The organism is Shewanella decolorationis S12, from assembly GCF_000485795.1.
Lineage (GTDB): Bacteria > Pseudomonadota > Gammaproteobacteria > Enterobacterales > Shewanellaceae > Shewanella > Shewanella decolorationis.
Genome location: NZ_AXZL01000068.1, coordinates 114,983 through 138,664, shown reverse-complemented (window position 1 = coordinate 138,664; position 23,682 = coordinate 114,983). Strand labels below are relative to the sequence as shown.

Below are 23,682 nucleotides of genomic sequence, written 5' to 3'. Positions count from 1 at the left end.
AGGCTGGTGATGATTCAATAAGGGTAAATGTCATTCTGCACATTCCACTCTATCGGCCAGCATATCGGCAACATCTTCATCATGGTCGATACTAAAGGCGATAATGTCATCGGTCTTAGGTATCGCTTGATACACTTCCGTCTGGGTAAACAGTTGTAGGCATTCGGAAAATACCGAACGTATTTGCCCCACTATGGCTTCCCACTCGCTAAAGTCATCCTCGGGTAAGCGCTGTTGAATCGCTTGCAACTCGTCATCAGAAAGCACATAAAGCGTACTCACACATTGATACTCCCAGTCACCCGTATTGAACTTAAGCTCTTGGATGGCTTCAGGGTTTTGGTATGACGTAGCCCATTTCCCCGACTGGTAATAGGTTAAGCAACGCTGGAAATCCAATTCAGTATTAAAACAAAGATTTAACTCTGCGTATTCGGCATTTGTATCGAAGTCGAAGGCATAAAAGGTTTTATCTGGATGGCTTAATAAAAACCGTTCAACCTCCACTGTTATAAACTGCATTATCTCGGCTTTGATCCGTGCAACGAGCTGATGATCTAATAGCATAGAGTTTTTCCACCTAAAAAATATCCTTTGAAATTACGTCGAATCACTGAGTTTAAGCCGACCTTATTAGCGCTAAGTTTGTGTCGCATTTTTACGATTCAAGCATGAAAATAAAGCCCAATCACAGGATTTGTGTGCTCCATTTCTCATTGCCATAGCGACGATTCTTATAGCTATCGATACGCCATTCATCGGCCTTTTTAAGGACAATAAACAGATACTCATCTTCGAAGTGAGTGTTGGTTTTGACATAGATTTCGGCTCTGCTCTTGTGTTTTAAGTTAACGAGCAGCTCAAGGGGATGGTCACAACCATTAAACTTTGAAGGAAAACCAAAGGAGTTGCGAACTTTACCGCCGTAAACACGGGGCTTATCGGTACAAAACCCATCGAATAAGGGGGAGATTTGTTCATTGAGCAGTGCAAACCAATCGGTCCGCTCTGCATAGTGGAACTCAGTTTCGGGCACGGCCTTTCTTAAGGCTTCTTCCTCTGCTTGATATTTAGCGTAGAGATTATTTTCGATCTCATTCCAACTTTGGCTGAAAGATAACACACGCTGTGTTAAATACGCTTTTAATTCAATGTCATTCATTGACTGTATTGACTCCTTTCTAGGTCGATTTATTTGCGAAGCAGAAGGAGCACTCATCGCACAAAGCGGCAACGCCATGCTCTTATCCTTAAAACAGCTTATTTAAACCAGCCTTTGATACTAGTCAGTAGTGAGCGGCTGTAAAAAGGCACCCCCTTGGCTTGGCAAAATGCAGCGATTGGCTCGACGCTGTCGCCATGTAAATGATGTACTTTGATAGGCCAGCTGTCCTGCCCCTGTTGACGCTCGAGCAACTTCACATCGCCACGAATACGATTAATATCCTCTGAGTTTTCAGCGGGTAACCGGATCACTAGGCTTAAGGCATGGTCCGAAGTACTACGAATAAAGTCCAAGCGTGACGATTCCAGCAGATAGGCCTTCTCGACGGTTTTATAGTTCGACAATAACCCTTTGAGCTGAGCGAAATGGGGATACTCATGGGGCTCGATAGTGCCAAATAACGAGAGTGCGCCCCTGTGCTCAACCAACTCAAGCTGCGATGACAACATCAAACGTACTTCGTGTGCGTCCAAGGATTTCGACATATTGCTGTTAGGATTCAGCGCCATATCGCTCCCCGATTGCAGCAGCACTTGGAACAGCGTCTCGGCATCGAGCGTCATCACCCCATGGTGCGCAGTGCCTTCGCTCTTCATCAGTTCGATGGCCTTATCGACGGCGGTTTGAGATGTGAAAATCGGCGTAAAGGGATGATCATTACCATCCTCGAGGGGGACATACCACTGGGTGATACCGATAGCCATCGCACCTTCACCCGCCTCGGGCGCCTCAGTGCTACTCTCACTCAAGATAAAGAGGGTTGATTGGCTAAGTTGTTGATAAAACTCGGCCGCATAGAGATTGTCTTGGAGAGCTTTGACAAAACTTTGTTCGAGTGGGGTTGTCGCTTCTAGGGTGTACAACATTGGCAAACTTCCTGTTATTAAGCGGTTCAGTCCTTTATTATCAAAGAGTTAAAAATAATTTTTAGCCATTCGATTCACACTGACCTGATTAAATCGCGTGGGCATAGTAAAACATTGGGGGCGTCGAATCGAGCAAAACATCCCACAATTAGAATCAAAGCAGGACTTAGCACTGTACCGAGTCTGCGCAGTCACAAACTCGGCACTCAGGAGTAACTGATTGATAAGGTTACAGACTTAATCCCCATACCTCGAAGGCATCGCGGCACAGTCGCTCACGAAAAACCGGATGAGCGATATTGATCAAGGCCTGTGCCCGCTCGCGCAGGGAGCGACCACGCAGGTTTGCCGCGCCATACTCGGTCACTATGTAATGCACATGGGCACGGGTCGTTACCACCCCTGCACCCGGCGATAACACAGGAGCAATGCGGGAAATCTTGCCGCCCGAGGCGGTACTTGGCAAGGCAATCACTGAGCGGCCGCCTTCGGATAACCCCGCGCCACGAATAAAGTCCATCTGCCCGCCAACACCCGAATAAATCTTAGTGCCTATCGAATCGGCGCAAACTTGGCCCGAAAGATCGACCTGCAGCGCCGAGTTAATCGCCATTACATTGGGGTTTTTACGAATGATCGCAGTATCGTTCACCTGCTCAATATCCATAAAAATGACCGCTGGATTATCATCCACATAGTCGTATAACTTCTGGCTACCTAAGGCGAAACCTGTGACCAGTTTTCCGGGGTAAAAACGTTTCTTGCTGTTGTTAATCACACCCTTTTCGACCAGCTGCAAAATCCCGTCGGAAAATAGCTCGGTATGCACACCTAAGTCTTTGTGTTCGGTCAGACAAGACAACACCGCATCGGGAATCGCGCCAATGCCCATCTGCAAACAATCGCCATCGCGCACTAACTCGGCCACATTTTTACCTATTGCCAAACTCACGGCATCGCCGGTGGCAAAGGCATGGATGGGCAAACTCGCGCTCTGTTCATACACGGCGGCAAAACGGTCGATATGAATAAAACCATCGCCGTGGGTGCGGGGCATTTGCGGATTGATATGGGCGATGATTTTACCCGCCACTTGGCATGCTGCTAAGGTGGCTTCCACCGAAATCCCTAAGGAACACATGCCGTGTTTATCGGGCGGCGACACTTGGATAATCGCGGTATCAATTTTTTGCTCGCCGGAGCGAAATAACTTAGGCACTTCCGAGAGGAAAATCGGCACGTAATCCGCATCACCACTTTGCAATAATGGCCGAGTCGGCACCCCGCCGAAGAAACAGCGATGGCGCAGATGACCACGCAAATCGGGATGACTTAAGGACTCAGCCCCTTCGGTATGTAGCTGTAATAAGGTGAGATTTTCAAGGGTGAGCGCATGTGTTGCCAGCGCATCTAATAAGACTCTGGGGGTCGCCCCCATGGAATGGGTCCACAGGGTTTCGCCACTTTGAATGAGCGATACCGCTTCAAGGGCACTTTGACACACAATCGCAGGCATACAGAATTCCTTCGCTTAGCTGATCCCCATTCCTTTGCGCATGTTGTGGCGAGGATGCGCCACACGCTTTGCATCTCCACTCCCCCAAGGAATGTACAAAGCCAATACCGCAAAGGAACATTTTAATAGCAGCAGTGTAAGCGAGTTCTAAAGTAACTAACATCCATTTCAACGACTTAGTCCGATTCTTTACCAATACTTTGCGTTAAGTCAAAACTCGCGCCCAAAGCGAGAGCCTTAATCCAAACGTTTGGAGAATCGCAGACTGGCCACCAGCAGCCCTAAACAGGTAAAGCCAATCATCCACAACGCATCAAATTGCAAGTCACTCACCTGGGCATCCCTCAACACAATCGCGCGGGACATGCGCATAAAGTGCGTCGCGGGTAACGCCTCGGCAATCCACTGTGCCGCCACGGGCATGGCCTCGTAGGGAAACATAAAGCCCGACAACAGAATCGACGGCAGCAGGATAAACACCGTCATCTGCATCGACTGCAACTGGGTTTTCGCTATGGTCGAAATCACTAGGCCTAAGGTCAAACTGGCGCAGATAAACAGCATAGCTGCCAGCGCAATCGAGTCTAAGCCGCCACGAATCGGCACGGCAAACAGTAAATGTCCTGCGGTAAGAATAATGGCCAATTGCACAAAGCCCACTAATACATAAGGCGTGATTTTACCTAGCATTAGCTCGAGCGGCCTCACTGGCGTAGTGATTAAAAACTCCATATTGCCCTGCTCTCGCTCACGCACAATTGCGGCCGAGGTAAACATCACCATGGTCATAGTCAAAATGACCCCTAAGAGGCCGGGGACGATATTCACCACCGAACGCTGCTCAGGGTTAAAATACTGCACTACCTCAAAACTGGGGGGATTCGATTTGACCGCCCTGCCTGCAATCTCATCCAGTGGCATTTGCCTTAAACTGCGAATGGTGGAGGCAACCACAGTATCCGAGCCATCCACCAACCATTGCCCCACAGGCTCGGCAAAATAGGCCTGTCCCGCAAAGGCGGGATGCCGCACTAAACGCTCCTCGAGATCGGCGCCTAAATACAACACAGCTTTCACTTCGCCCCGAGTGATGGCTGCTTCCGCCTCGGCGGCGCTCAAATAGCGATTTTTAAAATCAACGACTTGAGTCGCTTCTACTGCCTTAACCAAGGCGCGGCTATAAGCTGAATCGCTTAAGTTCACTAAACCTGCGGGCAAATGGCGCGCATCGGTGTTGATGGCATAACCAAACAGCATTAACTGCACTAAGGGGATCATCACTATCATGCCGAAGGTCATGCGATCCCGCGATAACTGCCTGAGTTCTTTGACCACAACCGCCCAAATTCTACGTAGCATCTTGGGCCTCCTCTGTAGTGGCCTGACTGCCGTTTGGCGGCATTAGCTGGGCACGCCCGCCCGTGCAGGTGACAAACACATCCTCAAGGCTGGGGCGCACTTCGGTCAGTGCCCGCCCCGCGACCCTTGGGCTTAACCAGGCCAGCGGATCTGCAATCGAACTTTGCACTAATACCCGTAAACGACTGCCAATCTGCGCCGCCGATAACACGTTGGCGTCGCTGATAAGCGACTGTTTAAGCTTACGTAAATCCTCACCCGACACTTCAACGACCCGCGCGCCCATGGCCGCCATTAATTGTTGCGGCGAGCCGTCGGCACGTTTTATCCCGCGCTCTAAAATCGCCAGACCATGGCAACGCTCGGCCTCATCCATATAGTGGGTCGAGACTAAAATCGTGGTGCCTTGGGCGCAGAGATCGAACAGCCGCTCCCAAAACTCGCGGCGATTTTCAGGATCGACCGCCGACGTCGGCTCATCGAGAAATAACAGCTCGGGATGATGTAAGGTTGCGGCAGCTAAGGCCAAACGCTGTTTTTGCCCGCCGCTCATGGAGCCCGCCATTTGCTTCTCGCGCCCCGCCAAATCGTACAGGCTTAATAACTCGGCTAAACGCGCCTTGGTTTGGCGACGATTTAACCCATAAATTTGCGCCACAAACTCGAGATTTTCCCGCACCGACAGGTTGTCGTAGAGGGAGAATTTTTGCGTCATATAGCCAATGCGGCGGCGCAGTTTTTCCTCGGCGCCGGGCAAGGTTTCCCCCAACACCCGAATATCCCCCGAGGTTGGGCTAAGCAACCCAGTCAACATTCGAATGGAGGTGGATTTGCCGCAGCCATTGGGGCCTAAAAACCCATAAATGGTGCCCTTGGGGATCGCCAAATCAAGATCCTCGACCGCATTGATGCCGCCAAAAGCACGGGTCATACCGCGGGTTTCGATAGCAAACTCAGAAGCCGTGCTTGATGTTTCTGCCGCTGATGTCCCAGCGACTAATCCCCCTGCTGAAACCTGTTGAGCACTCATGGCAGCTGTACCTCAAGGGCCATTCCCGTGGGTAAATCCTGCCCCTCTGGCGCAATATCGATATCGGTGAGATACATCAATCTCGCCCTATCGCGTTCATTTAAGGCATAAAAAGGAGTGTAAGCCGGTTGACTGCGAATATTACGCACTGTGCCAGCAATAGGCTGCGCGCGGCCATCGACCAAGATCTTCACTTGGCTCCCCGCCTTAACCCTATCGAGCCAAGTTGCTGGCAGATACACCCGCACATAGGGATGCTCAATTGCTAATAAACCAATGAGTTGACTGCCTGCGGCCACCCTATCGCCCACCCGCCAAGGTAAGGTATCCACTACTGCGGGTCTTGCCGCTACTAGGCTTAAATCCTTAAGGGCCTTTTGCTCCTGCGCCACGCTAGCCATGGCCGCCTCGACTGCGGCTCTGGCTTGTTCGAGTTGCTCGCTACGGGTGCCGTTTTGTAGCAGTCTTAGGCTCTGCTCGGCTTCGGCCTGCTTGGCAAGGCTGGTATCACGCGCCGCGCGCGCCGCATCTAAGTCCGCTTGGCTAAGCACCTTAGTCTTAAATAACCGCTGCGTGCGCTCAAAATTCTGCTGCGCCTCTTTCACACTGGCATTGGCACCGTCAAGGGCGGCACGGGCTTTATCTATATCTTCCGAGCGGGCACCCGTCACGGCTTCTTCCAACTTGGCCTGCGCTTGCTTAAGCTCGGCCTGACGCTGTCCAAGGCGCGCCTTAGCGGCTGTGCTATCCAGCTCGAGCAACACCTCCCCCGCCTGCACTTGCTGGCCTTCGACCACATTAATCCGGTTGATCAGCTCCCCCACGGGCGCGGTGAGGGTTAACCTGTCGCGCTCGACTGTGCCCAGCACGCGGGGCGATTCATCGCCGCAGGCCGTCAATTGCAGCAACAATGCCGCGCCCAATAGACTCGTCACCAACTTGCCCCATCTTTGGGGAGAAAGTCGCCGCGCCATAACCGACATCACTGTTAACCTATTGGTTAATATCATCATTCACTCCTAGGTTCACGTAATACACCCTGGGTAAACACCTGCATATTGTGCAGTGCTAAACGTTGTAAATCCGCAGCATTGGCACTAAACAGACCAAACTGACGCATTAAAACGGGGGGCGCGATCAGCGGAAACACCATCAAACTGATAAAACTCAGGCGCACTAAATTGGGATCTAGCCCTTCTTTGAGTAATCCAGCGTTTACTAATCCCGACTCGACCCATTGGCGCGAGAGGGACAGAATTTGCTCAAACACCGACAACATGATCCGATAGGCCTCGGTGCCATCACCTTCCTGCAACACACGCACGATTAATCGGGGTAATCCGGGATTAGGTGCCATCACCCGATAATAGGTTTGCATCAATTCGCCTATATCATTGGGTGCTTGAGCGCTGGAGATTTCACGCAAACGCGCAATTACAGGTGCGAGAGTTTCCCGCACCATCTGCTCAAATAAGCCAGCCTTAGAGCCAAAGTAATAGCGGATAAGCGCGGCATCCACCTCGGCTTCACGGGCAATTTCACGGGTAGAAACGGTGGGATAACTGCGTTCACTAAAGAGCGTCACCGCAGCCGCAATCAGCCGTTGGCGCGCATCAGAGTTGCCTTTCGGGCGACCCGCAGTCATGGACTGCCCAGGTTGGGCGGCAAAGGGAACCACACCTCTTGGGCGACGAGAGATCAGCGACATAAGCCTCTCCAGCAAAATTCATCTATTGAGGAATATACTGAAAAGCTGCTTGAAAAGGCAGCAGTTAAATTCCTCATTTTGATTAAAACTGAGGAAATTAACCTAAAGGGCTTAAGCCTAAGATATCAGAGGGTTAAACCGTTTTTAAGGCTGGTATTATTAATGAAGTCCTAAGTCCCTTTCACTATGGCGCTTAAACGTGCGATAAATTGCTGCACAGCTTCAAGGGTATCGAAACTAAACGCCAATCCGTAGTGGGTTTCGTTAAGGCTTTTATGTAAGCGCTTGGGGAATCGCGTCATTTCCGCATTATGGTAATAATCATACTTGGCATGAACGCCCGCTAAGGTGGCCAGTTCGCTGGAAAATACCTCAAAGGCCGGGCGGATAATCAGTTGCGCGGTTTTGCCCTCCATATGCAGATAAAAAGCTTCCTTAGTCTCTGGCAACATATATTCGGTAATGCTCTTCACCGAAAAATTGCTGCGGCAATGCAGCTCGGTTAAACAGCGGCTCATTTCCTGTTGTGTTATCGCCAAAAGTGCCTCCTGAAAGTGTAAACATCTTGATATACAGAACAATAAACTGATTAGCCTATCAGTGTTAATAAAAATAATTTCCCACAGCTTTAGGCAAATTTAAACAGCTTAATACGCCATGCGTTTTATTAGCGTTTACTGATCAAATAATTAGCGTGTCCCTGCTCCCTATTAAAACACAGTCAAAAGATTGTCGCTATGTCATTAAATTGTATAGTGAATTTTTGCTTGCCAGCAGAAAATGTTGCAGCTAGGTTAATAACCCAGAGTGGAAGTCGGGCCAGTTTAACCGCCGATGCTAAAGCCAAAGCGGTGATGTGTTTTAGGCTTCCATTCCCAAGGTTTCGCCGTATTGATTTAAACCTGACAAACGATTGCCATGCCGAACGCTGCGACTTAACGCCATTCACCCGACACTCAATGGTCGTTAGCAATGGACTGCAAGGCCGTGCTCTATCACTAAGAGATGAGAAACACCCATGAAGATAAAAAACACCTTAATGCTCTTGGGCCTGTTAGTTGTCAGCCCCGCGGTTTTTGCCGCAACAGGTATCGCCTTTGTCCACGGAACCGGAAAACAAACCAATGCGTTAGCCGACTATTGGACATCGGAATTTGTTAACTCGGTGCGCCAAGGGATCCCCGTTCCCAATAATTACACCGTGATTAACTGCGACTTTGACCAATATATGTGGGAAGAAGCAGCTGCGGGTTGCCTCGCCACTCAGCTCAATAGCTTTATCCAAGCGAAGAATATTGATGATCTAATCCTGCTCACCCACTCCAATGGCGGTAATGTGGTGCGCTGGATTTTATCCAACCCCACCTGGGACAGCCGCTATCCTGCGGTGATCAACGCCACCTCTAGAGTCATCGCCCTTGCACCATCAAGTGGCGGCACGCCGCTGGCCGATGCGGTCAATCAGGGCAATGTGTTTGAAACCACCCTAGGCTGGCTCTTAGGTTATGGCAGTAATGCGGTCAAACAGCAGCAAGTCGGCTGGATGGCAAACTACAATAACACTTGGCTCCACGGCACCGCCGGTCGCCCGAGTTTAGGTAAACCCTTCGAGGTGGTTGTCGGCTCAGATGTGGATTCCGCCATTTGGGACAGCGACAGCTACTGCGCAGGCTATCAATATCAGGTCGCCCTCGAGACTACCCAAAACTGGCTCGATAGCTGCTCCGACGGCTTCTTAAATTGCAGCTCCCAAAAAGCCGCAGGCACAGTCTGGTTTACCGATAAACAAAAAACTCGGGGCAAAGAACCCTTAAGCCATCAGCAGAGTCGCCGTGCCTGTTTTAACTTAGACACGCTGATCCGCAACCATATTTAAGGAGCCCACTATGCCACCTTTTACACTCCGCACCTTAAGCAAAGCGGTCAGCTTGGTCATCTTAGCTGGCCTGCTCGGTGCCTGTCAGGATGAATCGACCACGCCTGAGCCACAAAAAGAAGCCAGCCCAATGTATGCCAAGGGCTTAACCTTATCAGCGCCAACGGATAGCGATCTTGTCGATATCAATATCGCCGCGCCAACCCTCGCGCCGATTAATACCAGTACCGATTATGTCAGCTTTATCACCCCGCTCTATGGCGAATACCAAGCCAGTCAGCCCGTGCTTGAGCAGGCAAGCCAGAGTGATGAGTATTGGCTTAATGTCACCGGCGCCGAGCTAAATGCTGGCGTTCAGCTTAACTTGAGCCAAGCGGGCAGCTTAGTGCGAATAGCGCCCCGCGGCGATATCAGCAGCGGCGCCTTGATGCATGCCGAGGCGGTCGCCCCTGAGCGGGTGCAAATTCAGCGGATAGGCAACACGCCGCAGGGAAAAAACGCCAGCAGCCCGCAAGCAACGGAATCTTTAGTTAAGTCGCTGGTAAGCGCCGACGCCTTAGCCAGCGCAGGACTCGCCGATGACTCCAGCGCGCTGCAAATGTCTGAAAAGGCCACGGCCGGAGAATATCGCCTACAAGTCAGTCAGCCCTTGGTCGCTAAGGCCAACTATCTGGTCAACGTGAAGGAAAAAGGCTCGCCCTATCAACTGAGCATCAAGGCGCCCAGCGCAATTGCAGCCGATGCCCAAACGCTTGGGGTAAAACTCGCCTTAAGCCAAAGCAATAATCAATTTGCGCCTCAGGCCAAACTCAAGCAAGCCGATGGCACAGAGCAAGCGCTGACCATGGTGAAACAGGGGGATGAATGGCAGGCTTTAGTGCCCGCGGACTTGCCCCTTGCCAACAGCAATGCGGGGCTGAGTGAAATCGAAGTCACAGTCCAGACTCAGGTCGATGGCCGCCCAGTGCAGCGTACGGTGAAAACCGCCTTTAAGTCCTATGTGAACTCGGCCAGCATCAAGCCAGAAGTGCTGACAGTGTGGGACAAAGGCGTGCCGAATCAAGTCAACTTTGAGCTAACTGTCGCCGAGGCGGGACGCTTTGGTTTGAGTGGCGTGCTCACGGGCACCAATGCCGAGGGCCAAAAAGTGGCGATCATGCGTACCCAAGCGGCAACTTGGTTAACGCCCGAATCCCCCAAACTCAAGCTGATGTTTGACCCCAAACTTATCCAAGCCTCCGGTCTACAACCGCCCTTTGAACTCAACGAGCTAGAGCTGCAAGACCAAGGGCAAATGGCACGGTTAAGTTTTCAGGCTAACGCGCTGGTGCTTAGCCGCTAACGACTGTGTTTAGCCGCTAATTCACTTTTCATTTTTCACTTCTCCCTTCCCAACCGCTTTGAGTGCCCGCCTTGGGCACTCTTTTTTTTACCCGTCATCCGAGTTAATGCAGCCAAGCAAAGCGTTTACCCAAGTAAAAGTGCAATTATCGCGCAATCCCCCAACCCTGTGACAACACATGGGTATCAGTACAAAATGCTGTCACAATTTCAAGATAAAATTTACATTGATTATAAAAGCTTACTGCTTTTAAATAACAAGGAGTCTAGGCATAATGCCAATCTTTTGACGCAACACCCCATAGCAACATATGCAAATGGAATATAAAAATAACAATGGCTAATGGCACCGCGATTCCCCCGCCTTAGTCGATGCTCAAGCAATGGAAATCCTATGAGTGACAGCACATTTTTTTTTGGTGAATGGCAAGTCAATCCCAGCGCCAACAGCCTGCTCCTTGGTAAACAAGTTAAACAACTTGAACCTAAGGCAATGGATGTATTGTTGTTTCTCTGCCAGAACGCCGGTGAAGTAGTCAGCAGCGACGAAATTGTTAGCCATTGCTGGCCAGGGGTCGACACGGGCGACAATCCACTGCACAAGATTATCAACCAGTTACGTCGCGCACTTGGCGATAGCGCCACCGAATCCCGTTACATTGAGACCATTCGCAAACGTGGCTATCGCACCTTAGCCGAGGTTCGCTTTCCGGTTGGCCACGAGGCCAGCGCCACGCCACAAACCTGGCAAGGCGGCTCGCCATTTCCGGGCCTGCAAGCCTACAGTGCCAACTATGCCGACGTGTTCTTCGGTCGCAGCGAGCAAATTAGCACGCTGCTAAATCGTATTAGCCAACAAATCCAGTTTGGCCGTGCCTTCTGCTTAATTTTAGGCCCGAGTGGTAGCGGTAAATCCTCCTTAATCAATGCCGGTGTATTACCTAACCTTATGGCCGCCAATGGCTTTAATGGCGTTGGGGTTGTGGCCTACAGCAGCCTCGATTTTGCCGATGTCAGCAAAGGACAACTGCTCACCGATTTGGCCAGCGCCATGCTCGACTGGGAGCTAAACGACAGCCCAGTCTTTGAGGGAATGAGCGCAGACTCGCTTGCCGCCAAGCTTGAGCAAGATCCACAAAGCATTGTCGATAAATGTAAACAAAGCCTTAAAAATCAGGCTTATGCTACACCACGCTTTGCCTTATTTATCGACCGATTAGAGGTCTTATTATCATCGCCGCTGTTTAGTAACACCGAGCGCAGCGCCTTTATCGAGCTGTTAGAGCGCCTTGCCACTTCCCATGCGGTGTTGATTCTAAGTGCCTGTCGTAACGACTTTTATCCGCAGCTAGTCAATTATCCCAGCCTGATGGCGGGCAAAGCGCGCGGCGCCCATTTCGACTTAGCGCCGCCCACTCGCACCGAGCTGTTGCAGATGATCCGCCTGCCAGCCGTTGCCGCCAATTTGACCTGGGAAATCGATAGCGACACCGCCATGCCGCTCGATGAAATGCTCTGTAGCGATGCCGCCAGCAACCCAGATGCGCTGCCTATGCTGCAATACACCTTGCAGGCGCTGTATTTACAACGCAGCGACGATGACAAACTATTGGTCTCTGTATATCGCACCTTGGGCGGCATCGAAGGCGCTATCGGTAAAAATGCCGAGCAGGCCATCTCCCATTTAACCGAGGCCGAAAAAGCCAGTCTGCCACGGATTTTATCCCTGTTAGTCACCCTGCGTGAGGATGAAAAATCCATCACCAGCCGCACTGCACGCTGGTCGCAGTTGCAAAGCGCGGCCGAAACCGCCCTAGTGCAAGCCATGGTCGATAGCCGCTTATTTGTGTCCCATCTGCAAAATGGTGAGCCCTGTTTTAGCATCGCCCACGAAGCCCTGCTGCGCCGCTGGCCAAGGGCGACAGCGTGGATCAGCGAACATAATGACAGCCTTAGCATTAAGAGCCGACTACAGCATTTATCCCAGCGCTGGCTCAGCGAAGCCAAACACAGCGCCTATTTGCTGGCCGAGGGTAAACCCTTAAAAGAGGCCCAAAGCCTTAGGCAAAACCCCTTGTTTGACTTAGACGAGCGGGAAACCGACTTTATTGCCGCCTCCAGCAAACGCGCCACTATGCTGCGCTGGACGAGGCGCATTACCGTCGCCCTGCTGTGCGTACTCACCTTAACCTCAGTCATTATGAGCGTTCGCAGTATCGAAGCCGAAAAGCTGGCCCAGCAAAAACGCCTCGCCGCCGAAGATCTGCTCGGGTTTATGGTGGGTGACTTCGCCGATAAAATGCGCGGCATCGGCCGGATGGACTTACTCGACGGGATCAGCAATAAGGCATTGGAATATTTCACGGATTTCTCCAGCCAAGACGATGAGAAGTACTTAAGCTTCGACGCCCGCTTCCAGCATGGGCAAACCTTAGAGGCCATGGGCGAAGTCGCCTATTCACGTAATAAAATCGATGAGGCCCGCAGCGCCCTACTCGCCGCACAGGAAAAAATGCTGCCGCTGCTCGAATTGCAGCCCGAAAACTTAGCCCTGCTAAAAACCTTAGGCGCCAATGCCTTTTGGTTGGGTCAGCTTAAATATGATGTAAGTGATTGGGCGGCATCGCGCCCCTTCTTCGAGCAGTATTTAGGCTATAGCCAAACCATGTATGCCCTAGCGCCAGAGGATAAAGATGCGCTGATGGAGCTGTCCTATGCCCATAACACCTTGGGCTCAGTGTCGATGAAGCAACAGGACTTTGCCAAGGCACAGCAAGATTTTGAGGAATCATTACGATTAAAGCTCTTGGCACTGGCCAAAGCCCCCGAAGATAGCCAACTGATTGCCGATGTGGCCAATGCACGTTCTTGGTTAGCGAGTACGGCAGTGTCTTTGGGAGACATAAACACAGCAATATCCATCCATAAAGAGCTGCAACAAGAATTAGAGCTAGGTAATCATATTAAAAGTCCTTATTTGCTAGAAAAACTAAGTGGAAGCTACCAAACTCTCGCAGATTTGCTTAGTTATACTGAACATAAAGATGAAGCTCTTAATCAAGCAAAGTTAAACCTATCAACTGTTGAAGAAATACTAAGGCAAGATCCCCAAAATGACATATGGAAAACATTGAGATATTACTCTGTTTTCCAAGTAATCAGATTAAGTAACTCTTCAACTGAGCAAACTCCAGAGAACAAAATTAGCGTACTTGAAGCTTCGATGTCTGCAGATAAAAATCTTAATGAAACTCAAAAAAAGTCTGAGGTATGGGCTAACTTTTACTTATCGTCATCTTATTTCCTCATGAACTCTGGAAAATATAAAGATGCCAAAACTTACGCAGAAAAAGCATACGAGTCGTATCTAACATTATCAAAGAATTTTTCGCAAAATATGGCTTTCGAACTCAATTTAGCAGAAAGTGAGTTACTAATTTCTGAGAACAACGAATACCCTATTGAAATTACTAATTCATTTTGCCACAAAGCAAATGAACGCATTAAAAAACTAATGGAATTAAATAAAGAACCAAAGTATAAACTCTTATTTGAGCGTTCTATTAATTGTACACATGCACAATGACGCTATTCTATAACAACACAATGAAAGGAAATAAACATGTTCGTACCACAAGGTCTTGCTCAATTTATTAAAGTCAATGTCACCCTAGAAAATGGTGAACCTGTATTTATCTATACCGATGCAAACGGTCAGCAGTGCCCAGGTGATGTCACCATCACTCAAGCTGGAACTGTAACCTATTTACTCAATGACCAAACCGGTAAAGGCTTAAAATTTGTCGGTGTGGGTTTTGTTACTCCGTTTGATGAAATTGTCGATGCAGTGACCATTAGCAGCGATGGTATGTTAGTGCAACTTGTTGACCTCGATAGAACCCCAGGAAACACTAAGTTCCAATTTGTACTGAGCAATACCACCAATACTCTGTTGGTATTAAGTCCTGATCCTGAAATTACTAACCGCCCACAAAACTAATCTTTGTTGAAAGGGACTGCTGAGCAGTCCCCTTTTCCCCTTCCTAAATAAGTGGGGACAGCCATGTCTTTTTGTGCTTTGTCCCCTCTTCTACTAGTCTTTAGATTATCTTCACCTTGTCTGTTTGGAGCGAGTGATGACCTCGGCCAGAAGAATGCTTATCGATGCCAATACAACCCCCTTCTATCATGTGATTAATCGCTGTGTCAGAAGGGCTTTTTTGTGTGGTGAGGATAAACTCTCAGGGCGCAGTTATGAGCATCGACGTGGCTGGATTGTTCATAAAATCAAAGCCTTGTCTGCAATATTTTGTATTGATATTTGCGCTTATGCGGTGATGAGCAATCACTATCATTTAGTGCTTAAAATTGACATCGAGAAGGCTAAATCGTTAACGCAAAAAGATATTATCAGTCGCTGGTGCCAAATCACTAAAGGCCATGCCATTGCCACTAAGTATATGAATGGTGATGCATTAATCGACGGAGAACGCATGTTACTCGATGCCTTAATTGTCGAATGGCATGAACGCTTATCCAGCATATCTTGCCTTTGATTTAAAGAAGAGGTGCGATGCCTAAATGAAGAGATTGCCCGTAAAGCCAATCGAGAAGATGAGTGCAAAGGCGCCTTCTGGGAAGGTCGTTTTAAATCCCAAGCTTTGCTCGATGAACAAGCCTTACTAGCCTGCATGATGTACGTGGATTTAAATCCTATTCGAGCTGGCATTGCCGACTCTTTGCAATCCTCTGATTTTACATCGATTCAAGAGCGCCTGAATGCGCTTTCATCTAACAGCGTCACACCACTGTCAACCCAACCCCCTGTAGATAACACTCAGCCATTACCACATAAACCCCTCGTAAAATTTGATGGTGCAACGCATCTCCATCAGCAAACGGGCATCCCCTTTCATTTTGCCGATTATCTGGAGCTTATCGATTGGACCGGCCGCGCTATCCGCCATGATAAAAAGGGCTTTATTGATAATCAGCGACCTAAGTTACTTAATGAATTAGGCATAGCATCCGATGCCTGGTTACTTTTAGCCAAGGAGTTTCGCCGGCAGTTCAGTGGCATAAGCGGTCGATGGGATGCAATGTGTGCATTTAAACACAAGCAAGGTGGCAAATGGTGTCGAGGAAAATCCCATAGCCAAGCACTACATCCCGAGCAAACTAATGGACTTACATTGCATTAAATTGACCCAATAACAAGTATACGACTCAATCTTGAGGCCTCAGATTAGGGGCTATTTAACCCAAATTTTGTGAGATGTAAGCAAGCCCCCAGCTAACCACGCTCCTAATCGCAGACAAAACGACTCAGAAGATAAAACTTAAAACATTTAAAATCAATCAATTAAACCAGAAGGTAAGCAGAAGGTATCTTTTCTTCCGCCAGAATAAAGTCATCCTCAGAAAAGCGCCTAGCGCAGATGATTAAAGTTCACGGAGAAAGATAACAATGACAAACTCACCGAAACTGGTACGCCAACAACCCGCCTTATCCATTGTCGATGATGCTGCATTAGCCGCAACTCAGCATGCAAAGGCTGCCGAGCTACCGCTGAACTTTTTCGAGCATTCTTCCCTCGAGACCATTGAGCTCTTTATTCAACATTTAACCGAGCCAGTGATCCTAGTGAATGCCAACGGCTTTATCCGTTCGTGCAATCAACGTAGTGCCGAGCTGCTCGATTGCCCGCAGGCGAGTTTAAAGGGCCAAGATTGGCGCAATTTTTTGACCGAACATCATCAAGCACGCTACGACAATCTCCTGAGCCACGATGTGCAACTAGGCACTAATTGTGGCCACCCCGTGCAGCACCCTGCGCAAGAAACCACACTGATCTGCGCCTCTGGCAAAGCCAAAGATGTTGAATTGTCTATCTCTTATATTCCCAGCCATGAACCTGTGTTTGTGATGGTGATGCACGATTTAACTCACCATAAAGCAGAAAACCAAAAACTGCGTAAGTTGGCCGCCACCGACTCCCTCACCCAACTGGCGAACCGTCGTTATTTTGATGAAATGCTTCAACAGCATTGGGATGAATGCACCGCTAAACTGCGTCCCATCAGCGTAGTGATTATCGATGTGGATTATTTTAAGGTGTTTAATGATCAGTTTGGTCATATCCAAGGTGATGAATGCCTTAGAAAAATTGCCAAAGTGATCGCCACCATTGTGCCTATCGAAATCGGCCTTGCAGCCCGTTATGGCGGCGAAGAATTTGCGCTGATCCTGCCTAATCACAATGCCAAAATGGCGCTGACCATAGCGCAAAAAATCCAGCAAGGGATTAATAATATTCGCTTTACCGACCAAGGGCTTAGGGATTATGTCTCGATAAGTGCTAGCCAAGGGATTGCCAGTGAAGTCAATGGCCAGTTCCGAACTTCACTCGCCATGGTATGCGCCGCCGATACCGCGCTTTACCGCGCCAAGGCGGATGGTCGTGACCGGATAAATACTTCGCTATAAGTCTGTTAAGTCGCCCAACCAAAGCCTCTAAAACAGCAAATGCAATTACAGCATTATAGATAGAACAAGGATGTCACTATGAAAACATCAAAAAGCATCAATCCCCATTCGGATAAGCAGGTCAACGCCTTAACTGACACACAGGCTCAAACCTCTCAAACAAGAGTGGCTGACGCCTTTGCCCTAAATACGGCAACGCTTGATGTTTTCACCTTTCAAGCTTGGATCAAAACCCAAGAGGGAGGTGTAGTTTTTCAATATTGTTGCGAGAATAATAATACTGGCTTTAGAGTGACGATTAATTCCCTTGGGCATATTGAAACCCGAGTGAACAGTCAGCTATTGCATATTGATACCATTTCGACCTTAGGCGGTATTAATGATGATTATTGGCATCTACTCTCCATCACTTACCAATATCATGAGATAAAATGCTTTATCGATGGTAATGAAATCCATCTACAGCAGCAACCGGCACCATTAACTGAGTGGACTAAACTTAAACCTATTGCTGATAATGTAACTGCATTCAATGGTGAATTACTCAATATTAGCCTGATTGAACAATGCCTCAATGAGAGTGAAATTTTAGACTGTTATCTTCACCCTCATAATCAACCCAAACTGATAGATTACAATCTTTATATTTATCCAAAAAAGCAATATAAAGCTAATACAAACTTATATTCACACCATTCAACAAGACAGGAAGTCATGTTGATTATCTTTAATGATACCGAGTATGAATTTAGCAAACAAAGTTTAAATACTAATAACTTTTACAAACAACTGCCCAATATTATTCCCGCCCATGAACGTTGCGCTTATATCATTGAATCAGGCGATGACAGTTGGCCTCATTTTGTTTATCAAACGCACTATCAAGCCGAAGGCAGAGCAGATATTGAGTTAAGTTTTGATATTGTAAAATCACTCACACCCAATCGCTCATATATCAATTTACAGCTGAGTAATGAACTAGAATTTGACTGTTTTATCAGCCAATCAACCTCAAGTCGATTAACCGCCGAGATCCGCATCGGCGAAAATGTAGTGACCAGTCAGGCTAAACATTTTATGCGCTTTATTAACGAAGTGCGCAGCCATATTGCCAGCGAAAATATTATTACCGATGGCCAGTATTACGCCGAGCAGGATTTTTGGGTCAGCACAGGGCAACAGATGTTGGCATACGAAAAAGCTTGCCAGCTGTTTAATCGCCGTTTGCATAAAAAACCCCTCGCTATTATCAAATGCCGCAGCAGCCAAGAGGTAAAACTGGTTTACAAGACAGCGGTTGATTATCACCTCGCGATTAGTGTCCGTTCCAGCGGCCATGATCACGAAGGGGAAAGTGGCGAAACCAATACTATCGTCATCGATTTGGAGTTGATGAACGGCATCGAACTCGACCCCATCAGTGGCATAGTCGCTGTCGAGCCGGGTTGCACAATGCAAACCTTAACCAGTTATCTTGCGCAAAAAGGCTTAATGTTACCCCACAGCACCAGCGCCTCCCATGCCATAGCAGGCTTTATTATGGGTGGCGGTTGGGGACCTTGGTGTCGCAAATACGGCATGTGCTGCGAAAGCTTAGTGCAGGCAGAAATCGTGTTAGGTATAGGTGAAACCCAAGTGGTGTCAGCGGCCAATAAGCCCGAACTCCTCTGGGCATTAAAGGGCGGTGGTGGCCTAAGCTACGGAATTGTGACTCGTTTTTTTATTCAAACCTTTGCCCTGCCCCCGAGCCTGCTAAAATTTGAGCTAGAGTGGAATCCGTATCTCAAAGGCAACCAAGAGTTGCAGGCAAACACCACAACATTATGTTTATTGGAACGTTGGGAGCAGATTATTCTGGCGGATAATTTGCCTTGCTTACTGGGCACTAACCTTAAAATTCATGCAAAACCCACTGAACCACCAGTGCCCCACAACCACTCAATGCGGGATGAGCAGGTTGAAGACCCCAGCGTCGCCAAACATAACTGCATTATGTACGGCTATTGGGAGGGCAATCCCGCAAGCCTTGCACACTTTATCAACGCCCAATTTACAGAGACGGGGTTAAAACCCAATAGAGTGCAAATTTCCCCCATGGGAGGCTTAACCCAATCCTATGGTGATGAATTGATGGAAAGCTGGAATCGCGAAGCCATTCAAGATTTACAACCTGTCTTGAATCATAAGATTACTGAGCTTATCAATGATAAAGGCATACAGCTTTATCAAAACAAACGCCAACATACACAGGACCTATTGCGCCCAGCGCCCCATAAGGTGACATCGCGCTTGGCCCATCCATTAGGCTTAAGGCAGGGACATTTACAATTTATTGAAAGTTTAAGCTCACCTCAACTACTTGATGGAAATAGACAATTAGGCCTATTTACCTATGTCACCTTAAGCGCGATTAGTGGTGATTTTTACCGAAGCCTAAGCGAAATACAAAAAAGCCAGAGTGCGTTTCCCTATAAGGAACACGCTTATATTATTCAATATCAAACATGGTGGAACAGTGAATTGCAGGAGCAGGCGCTGTTACAGGCGAATCCCGTTTATACCAGAGTAAATAGAGCACTTGACTGGATTGATCGTTGCCGCGATGCCAGCATTGCGAATAGTTCCGGGGCGTTTATCAATTTTAAGGACAAAAGTATTCCGACCGCCCAGTATTTTGGGCAAAACTACGCAATGTTACAGCAGGTTAAAGCGAGCTATTGCCAAGATCCCTTAAATCATTTCCGCTCGCGCAAATCGATTGTGTAGCAGAGGATTGATGGCTTGCTAGCGCAGTCAACTCATCAATCTCTGCTGGTGTGGGGCAGTCAGCATCTTTGCAACGCCGCACCAACACGGCGTTCGCAATAGCGCTCGCCTAGGCGGCATTTTTAAGGCAAACTCAGCTTCCTTCGTCGTTGAATTATTTGCATTAAAGGTGATACATGACACCGCCACCCGCACTGGCCATAGTGCTTGCCCTGCTGGCCGCGAGCCTAATGGGCACCATTGGCGTATTCGCCCGTTTTGCCGCCCTGCCCGCCGAACATATCACCTTTTACCGCCTGCTGCTCGGCGCGCTGTTTTTAATGGCCTATATGCTGTTAACGGGTAAAGGACAGCAAATTCGCCACAAACCAAGCAAGCGCACCTTGATCAATGGCGCTATGTTGGCGGGATTTATGGCTTTTTATATCGAAGCCATTGAATACACTCAAATGGCAAGGGTGATTATGATTATCTATCTCGCCCCTGTGCTAGCGTCACTCTTTGCGCACTTTGTGTTTCACGAAAGGCTTAAGCGTTCCAGCATCACCACTGTGGTGCTCGCCTTGCTAGGTTTTATGCTGATGCTGCCTGTGACTTCGAGTCAGTCACTCTACGACAATGAAATCATGGGGTATTTTTATGCCTTGCTCGCATTAATCACCTATTGCGGCTTTATCTTAATCAACCGCAAACCGAGTGCTGCCTCGCCCTATCAAAGCACCTTAGTTCAGCTCAGTGTCGGCGCCCTCTGCTTACTGCCCTTAGTGTTAACAACGCCCTTAGTGCCGAGTCTGGATCAATTTACTTGGCTGCTGGCGATTGGCTTCTTTCCAGGATTTTTAGCCATTCTGTTTGCGGTAAAAGCCCTCGCACAACTGCCCTCGGTCACCTATGGCACCCTTTCCTACGTCGAACCTGTGGTGGTAGTCACGCTCGCTTGGTGTTTATTTGATGAGGCGCTCACAACGCAGCAAATGCTGGGGGTAACGCTGATTATGTTGGCGGGCATGGCACAGGGATACTTAAGCCAGCGCCACTCGGCCAGCAAAACCTTGAAGGATTGCCCGACTTAAGCGTACAGTTAAGCGCATAGTTAAAGGTGAAGTTAAACACAAACTTAAGCGCATAATTAACCACATAACTAAAAATGGACACTCGGATTTAACAGGAGTCTTAAGTGAAAAAACTACTCTTACTTATCAGTGTATTAGTACTATCGGGTTGTTTGGGTATGCCCCGCAATGTTGAACCCGTTAAGGATTTTGAGCTCGAGCGTTACTTAGGCAAATGGTATGAAATTGCTAGGCTCGACCATTCCTTCGAGCGCGGGCTAACCCAAGTGACCGCCGAATACAGCCTTAAGCCCGATGGCGGCGTTAAAGTCATTAATCGGGGCTATTCTGCCGCCAAACAGCAATGGAAAGAGGCCGAGGGTAAGGCCTATTTTGTGAATGGCGATAGCGAAGCCTACTTAAAAGTCTCCTTCTTCGGGCCGTTTTATGGCGCCTATGTGGTCTTTGGGCTCGACCAGAAAGATTACCAATACGCCTTTATCTCTGGGCCTGATACGGATTATTTATGGCTATTGGCAAGAACCCCAACGGTTTCGCCTGAAGTGATTCAGCAATTTGTCGAGATGGCGAGCGCCCGCGGCTTTGATACCAACAGCTTGATTTATGTCGATCAAAAAGCTGAAGTTAAGCCATAACCGCTTAGCTCAGGCCAATACTTAAGGCCAAACACGCAAGACCAATACTCAAGCTAAAAGCCAGCAACAAAAACGCCGCTAATAAGCGGCGTTTTTATCTGAATATTTAAGGCAAAACCAGTGATTAGCCTTCGATGCCCTTGCTCGCAAGGAACTCATCGTAGGTGCCCTTGAAGTCATTCACACCGTTAGGGGTGATTTCAAGGATACGGTTGGCCAGTGACGATACGAATGCGCGGTCGTGGCTCACAAACAGTAAAGTGCCTTCGTATTTTTCCAGCGCGTTGTTTAATGATTCGATCGATTCCATATCCATGTGGTTGGTTGGTTCGTCGAGCATCAGGATATTTGGCTTTTGCATGATGAGCTTACCAAATAACATACGACCCTTTTCACCACCCGACAGCACTTTGACTGACTTTTTGATGTCGTCGGCGCTGAACAGCATACGGCCTAAAATACCACGTACCGCTTGGTCGTCATCCTCTGGTTTACGCCATTGGCTCATCCACTCGAAGAGGGTCATGTCATTGGCAAAGTCTGACTCATGGTCCTGAGCGTAGTAACCGATGTTGCTGTTTTCAGACCATTGGATATGGCCTTCATCCTGAGGAATATCATGGATTAAGGTACGCAGTAAGGTCGTTTTACCCACACCGTTCTCACCAAGAATGGCGATACGCTCACCCACTTCGACGATAAGGTTTAAGTCTTTAAACAGCGGAGTGTCGTAACCTTTGGCTAAGTTTTCAACCACTAGAGCGTTACGGAACAGTTTCTTTTCCTGATCGAAACGAATGAATGGGTTAACACGGCTAGAGGCTTTAACTTCTTCCAGCTTGATCTTATCGATTTGACGGGCGCGCGAAGTCGCTTGTTTTGCCTTAGAAGCGTTAGCAGAGAAGCGCGCCACGAAGGTTTGCAGCTCAGAGATTTGCGCTTTCTTCTTAGCGTTGTCGGCCAGCAGACGCTCACGGGCCTGAGAGGCCGCTTGCATGTATTCGTCGTAGTTACCAGGGTAAACGCGCAGTTCACCGTAATCTAAGTCTGCCATATGGGTACAGACTGAGTTTAAGAAGTAACGGTCGTGCGAAATGATGATCATGGTGCTGTCGCGTTGGTTCAGTACGTCCTGTAACCAGCGGATAGTGTCGATGTCCAAGTTGTTGGTAGGCTCGTCGAGCAGCAGTACGTCTGGGTCTGAGAACAGCGCTTGAGCTAATAACACCCGCAGTTTTAAACCTGGAGCGATTTCAGACATCAGACCGAAATGGCTTTCGATACCAATACCGACACCGAGCAAGAGTTCACCGGCGCGAGATTCTGCGGTGTAACCGTCCATTTCGGCAAATTCCATCTCAAGGTTTGCCACAGCAATGCCGTCTTCTTCGCTCATTTCTGGCAGAGAATAAATACGGTCACGCTCTTGCTTCACCTTCCACAGTTCACGGTGGCCCATGATCACTGTGTCGATGAGGGTAAATTCCTCATAACCGAATTGGTTCTGGCTTAACTTACCCAGACGCTCGTTGACGTCTAAGGATACGTTACCGCTGCTCGGCTCTAGATCACCGCAAAGGATCTTCATGAAGGTTGATTTACCGCAGCCGTTCGCACCGATAAGACCGTAACGGTTACCGCCGCCGAATTTAACTGAGATGTTTTCAAACAGTGGCTTAGAGCCAAACTGCATGGTGATATTCGCTGTAGTGATCAAAATGAACTTCCAAATCGAGTTAGGTTGGCCGGACGTCTGGCAAGGCAACTAAGTATAAACCTATTTGCGAAAGCCAAGCTGTC

The 23,682-nt window shown here is 48.6% G+C and carries 18 protein-coding genes and 1 pseudogene; 9 read left to right on the top strand and 10 right to left on the bottom strand.

Annotated features, from left to right (window positions below):
- Positions 1-30: 30 nt before the first annotated feature.
- The 9 genes from SHD_RS12500 to SHD_RS12460 form a co-directional block, all read right to left on the bottom strand.
- The gene (locus SHD_RS12500) at positions 31-567 is read right to left on the bottom strand and encodes a DUF4303 domain-containing protein (RefSeq protein ID WP_023267451.1); all 537 of its coding nucleotides are present in this window, start codon (positions 565-567) and stop codon (positions 31-33) included.
- A gap of 121 nt (positions 568-688) precedes the next feature.
- Entirely contained in the window at positions 689-1,162 is a 474-nt protein-coding gene (locus SHD_RS12495; protein ID WP_023267450.1) for an NTF2 fold immunity protein, read from the bottom strand.
- Between the two features lie 98 nt (positions 1,163-1,260).
- Positions 1,261-2,091, bottom strand: coding sequence for an SseB family protein (locus SHD_RS12490; protein WP_023267449.1), 831 nt, complete (start codon positions 2,089-2,091; stop codon positions 1,261-1,263).
- Between the two features lie 229 nt (positions 2,092-2,320).
- A complete protein-coding gene (locus tag SHD_RS12485; protein WP_023267448.1) occupies positions 2,321-3,607 on the bottom strand; it encodes an acetyl-CoA hydrolase/transferase family protein in 1,287 nt (428 codons plus the stop codon).
- A 237-nt stretch (positions 3,608-3,844) separates the two neighbouring features.
- Positions 3,845-4,966, bottom strand: coding sequence for an ABC transporter permease (locus tag SHD_RS12480; protein ID WP_023267447.1), 1,122 nt, complete (start codon positions 4,964-4,966; stop codon positions 3,845-3,847).
- The gene (locus SHD_RS12475) at positions 4,956-5,897 is read right to left on the bottom strand and encodes an ABC transporter ATP-binding protein (RefSeq protein ID WP_052031023.1); all 942 of its coding nucleotides are present in this window, start codon (positions 5,895-5,897) and stop codon (positions 4,956-4,958) included. The genes SHD_RS12480 and SHD_RS12475 overlap by 11 nt, the downstream gene beginning before the upstream one ends.
- A 95-nt stretch (positions 5,898-5,992) precedes the next feature.
- Positions 5,993-7,006, bottom strand: coding sequence for an HlyD family secretion protein (locus SHD_RS12470; RefSeq protein WP_039978303.1), 1,014 nt, complete (start codon positions 7,004-7,006; stop codon positions 5,993-5,995).
- Positions 7,006-7,704 carry a TetR/AcrR family transcriptional regulator gene (locus SHD_RS12465; RefSeq protein WP_039978301.1) on the bottom strand — a complete coding sequence of 233 codons (699 nt, stop codon included), beginning with the start codon at positions 7,702-7,704 and terminating at the stop codon, positions 7,006-7,008. The genes SHD_RS12470 and SHD_RS12465 overlap by 1 nt, the downstream gene beginning before the upstream one ends.
- 170 nt (positions 7,705-7,874) lie before the next feature.
- Complete coding sequence (locus SHD_RS12460; RefSeq protein WP_023267442.1) at positions 7,875-8,222, bottom strand: hypothetical protein; 348 nt, start codon at positions 8,220-8,222, stop codon at positions 7,875-7,877.
- A gap of 500 nt (positions 8,223-8,722) precedes the next feature.
- Between SHD_RS12460 and SHD_RS12455 the strand changes: the two genes are divergently transcribed.
- The 9 genes and pseudogenes from SHD_RS12455 (at position 8,723) to SHD_RS12415 (ending at position 21,882) form a co-directional block, all read left to right on the top strand.
- The gene (locus tag SHD_RS12455) at positions 8,723-9,580 is read left to right on the top strand and encodes a lipase family protein (protein ID WP_023267441.1); all 858 of its coding nucleotides are present in this window, start codon (positions 8,723-8,725) and stop codon (positions 9,578-9,580) included.
- A 10-nt stretch (positions 9,581-9,590) separates the two neighbouring features.
- A complete protein-coding gene (locus SHD_RS12450) occupies positions 9,591-10,922 on the top strand; it encodes a DUF4785 domain-containing protein (RefSeq protein ID WP_023267440.1) in 1,332 nt (443 codons plus the stop codon).
- Positions 10,923-11,315: 393 nt separating this feature from the next.
- Positions 11,316-14,507, top strand: coding sequence for an nSTAND1 domain-containing NTPase (locus SHD_RS12445; protein ID WP_023267439.1), 3,192 nt, complete (start codon positions 11,316-11,318; stop codon positions 14,505-14,507).
- A gap of 36 nt (positions 14,508-14,543) precedes the next feature.
- Positions 14,544-14,921 (top strand): DP-EP family protein, encoded by a 378-nt coding sequence (locus SHD_RS12440; protein ID WP_011717637.1) that lies wholly within the window; start codon positions 14,544-14,546, stop codon positions 14,919-14,921.
- Positions 14,922-15,057: 136 nt separating this feature from the next.
- Positions 15,058-16,122, top strand: a pseudogene (locus tag SHD_RS12435) (transposase).
- Positions 16,123-16,388: 266 nt separating this feature from the next.
- Entirely contained in the window at positions 16,389-17,408 is a 1,020-nt protein-coding gene (locus tag SHD_RS12430) for a sensor domain-containing diguanylate cyclase (RefSeq protein ID WP_023267436.1), read from the top strand.
- A 78-nt stretch (positions 17,409-17,486) separates the two neighbouring features.
- Entirely contained in the window at positions 17,487-20,174 is a 2,688-nt protein-coding gene (locus SHD_RS12425) for an FAD-binding protein (protein WP_023267435.1), read from the top strand.
- 176 nt (positions 20,175-20,350) lie between these two features.
- Entirely contained in the window at positions 20,351-21,247 is an 897-nt protein-coding gene (locus SHD_RS12420; protein ID WP_023267434.1) for a DMT family transporter, read from the top strand.
- 104 nt (positions 21,248-21,351) lie between these two features.
- Entirely contained in the window at positions 21,352-21,882 is a 531-nt protein-coding gene (locus SHD_RS12415; RefSeq protein WP_039978299.1) for a lipocalin family protein, read from the top strand.
- 124 nt (positions 21,883-22,006) lie between these two features.
- On the opposite strand, the gene SHD_RS12410 is transcribed toward SHD_RS12415, so the two are convergent.
- Positions 22,007-23,599 (bottom strand): ABC-F family ATPase, encoded by a 1,593-nt coding sequence (locus SHD_RS12410; protein ID WP_084294883.1) that lies wholly within the window; start codon positions 23,597-23,599, stop codon positions 22,007-22,009.
- Between the last annotated feature and the right edge of the window lie 83 nt (positions 23,600-23,682).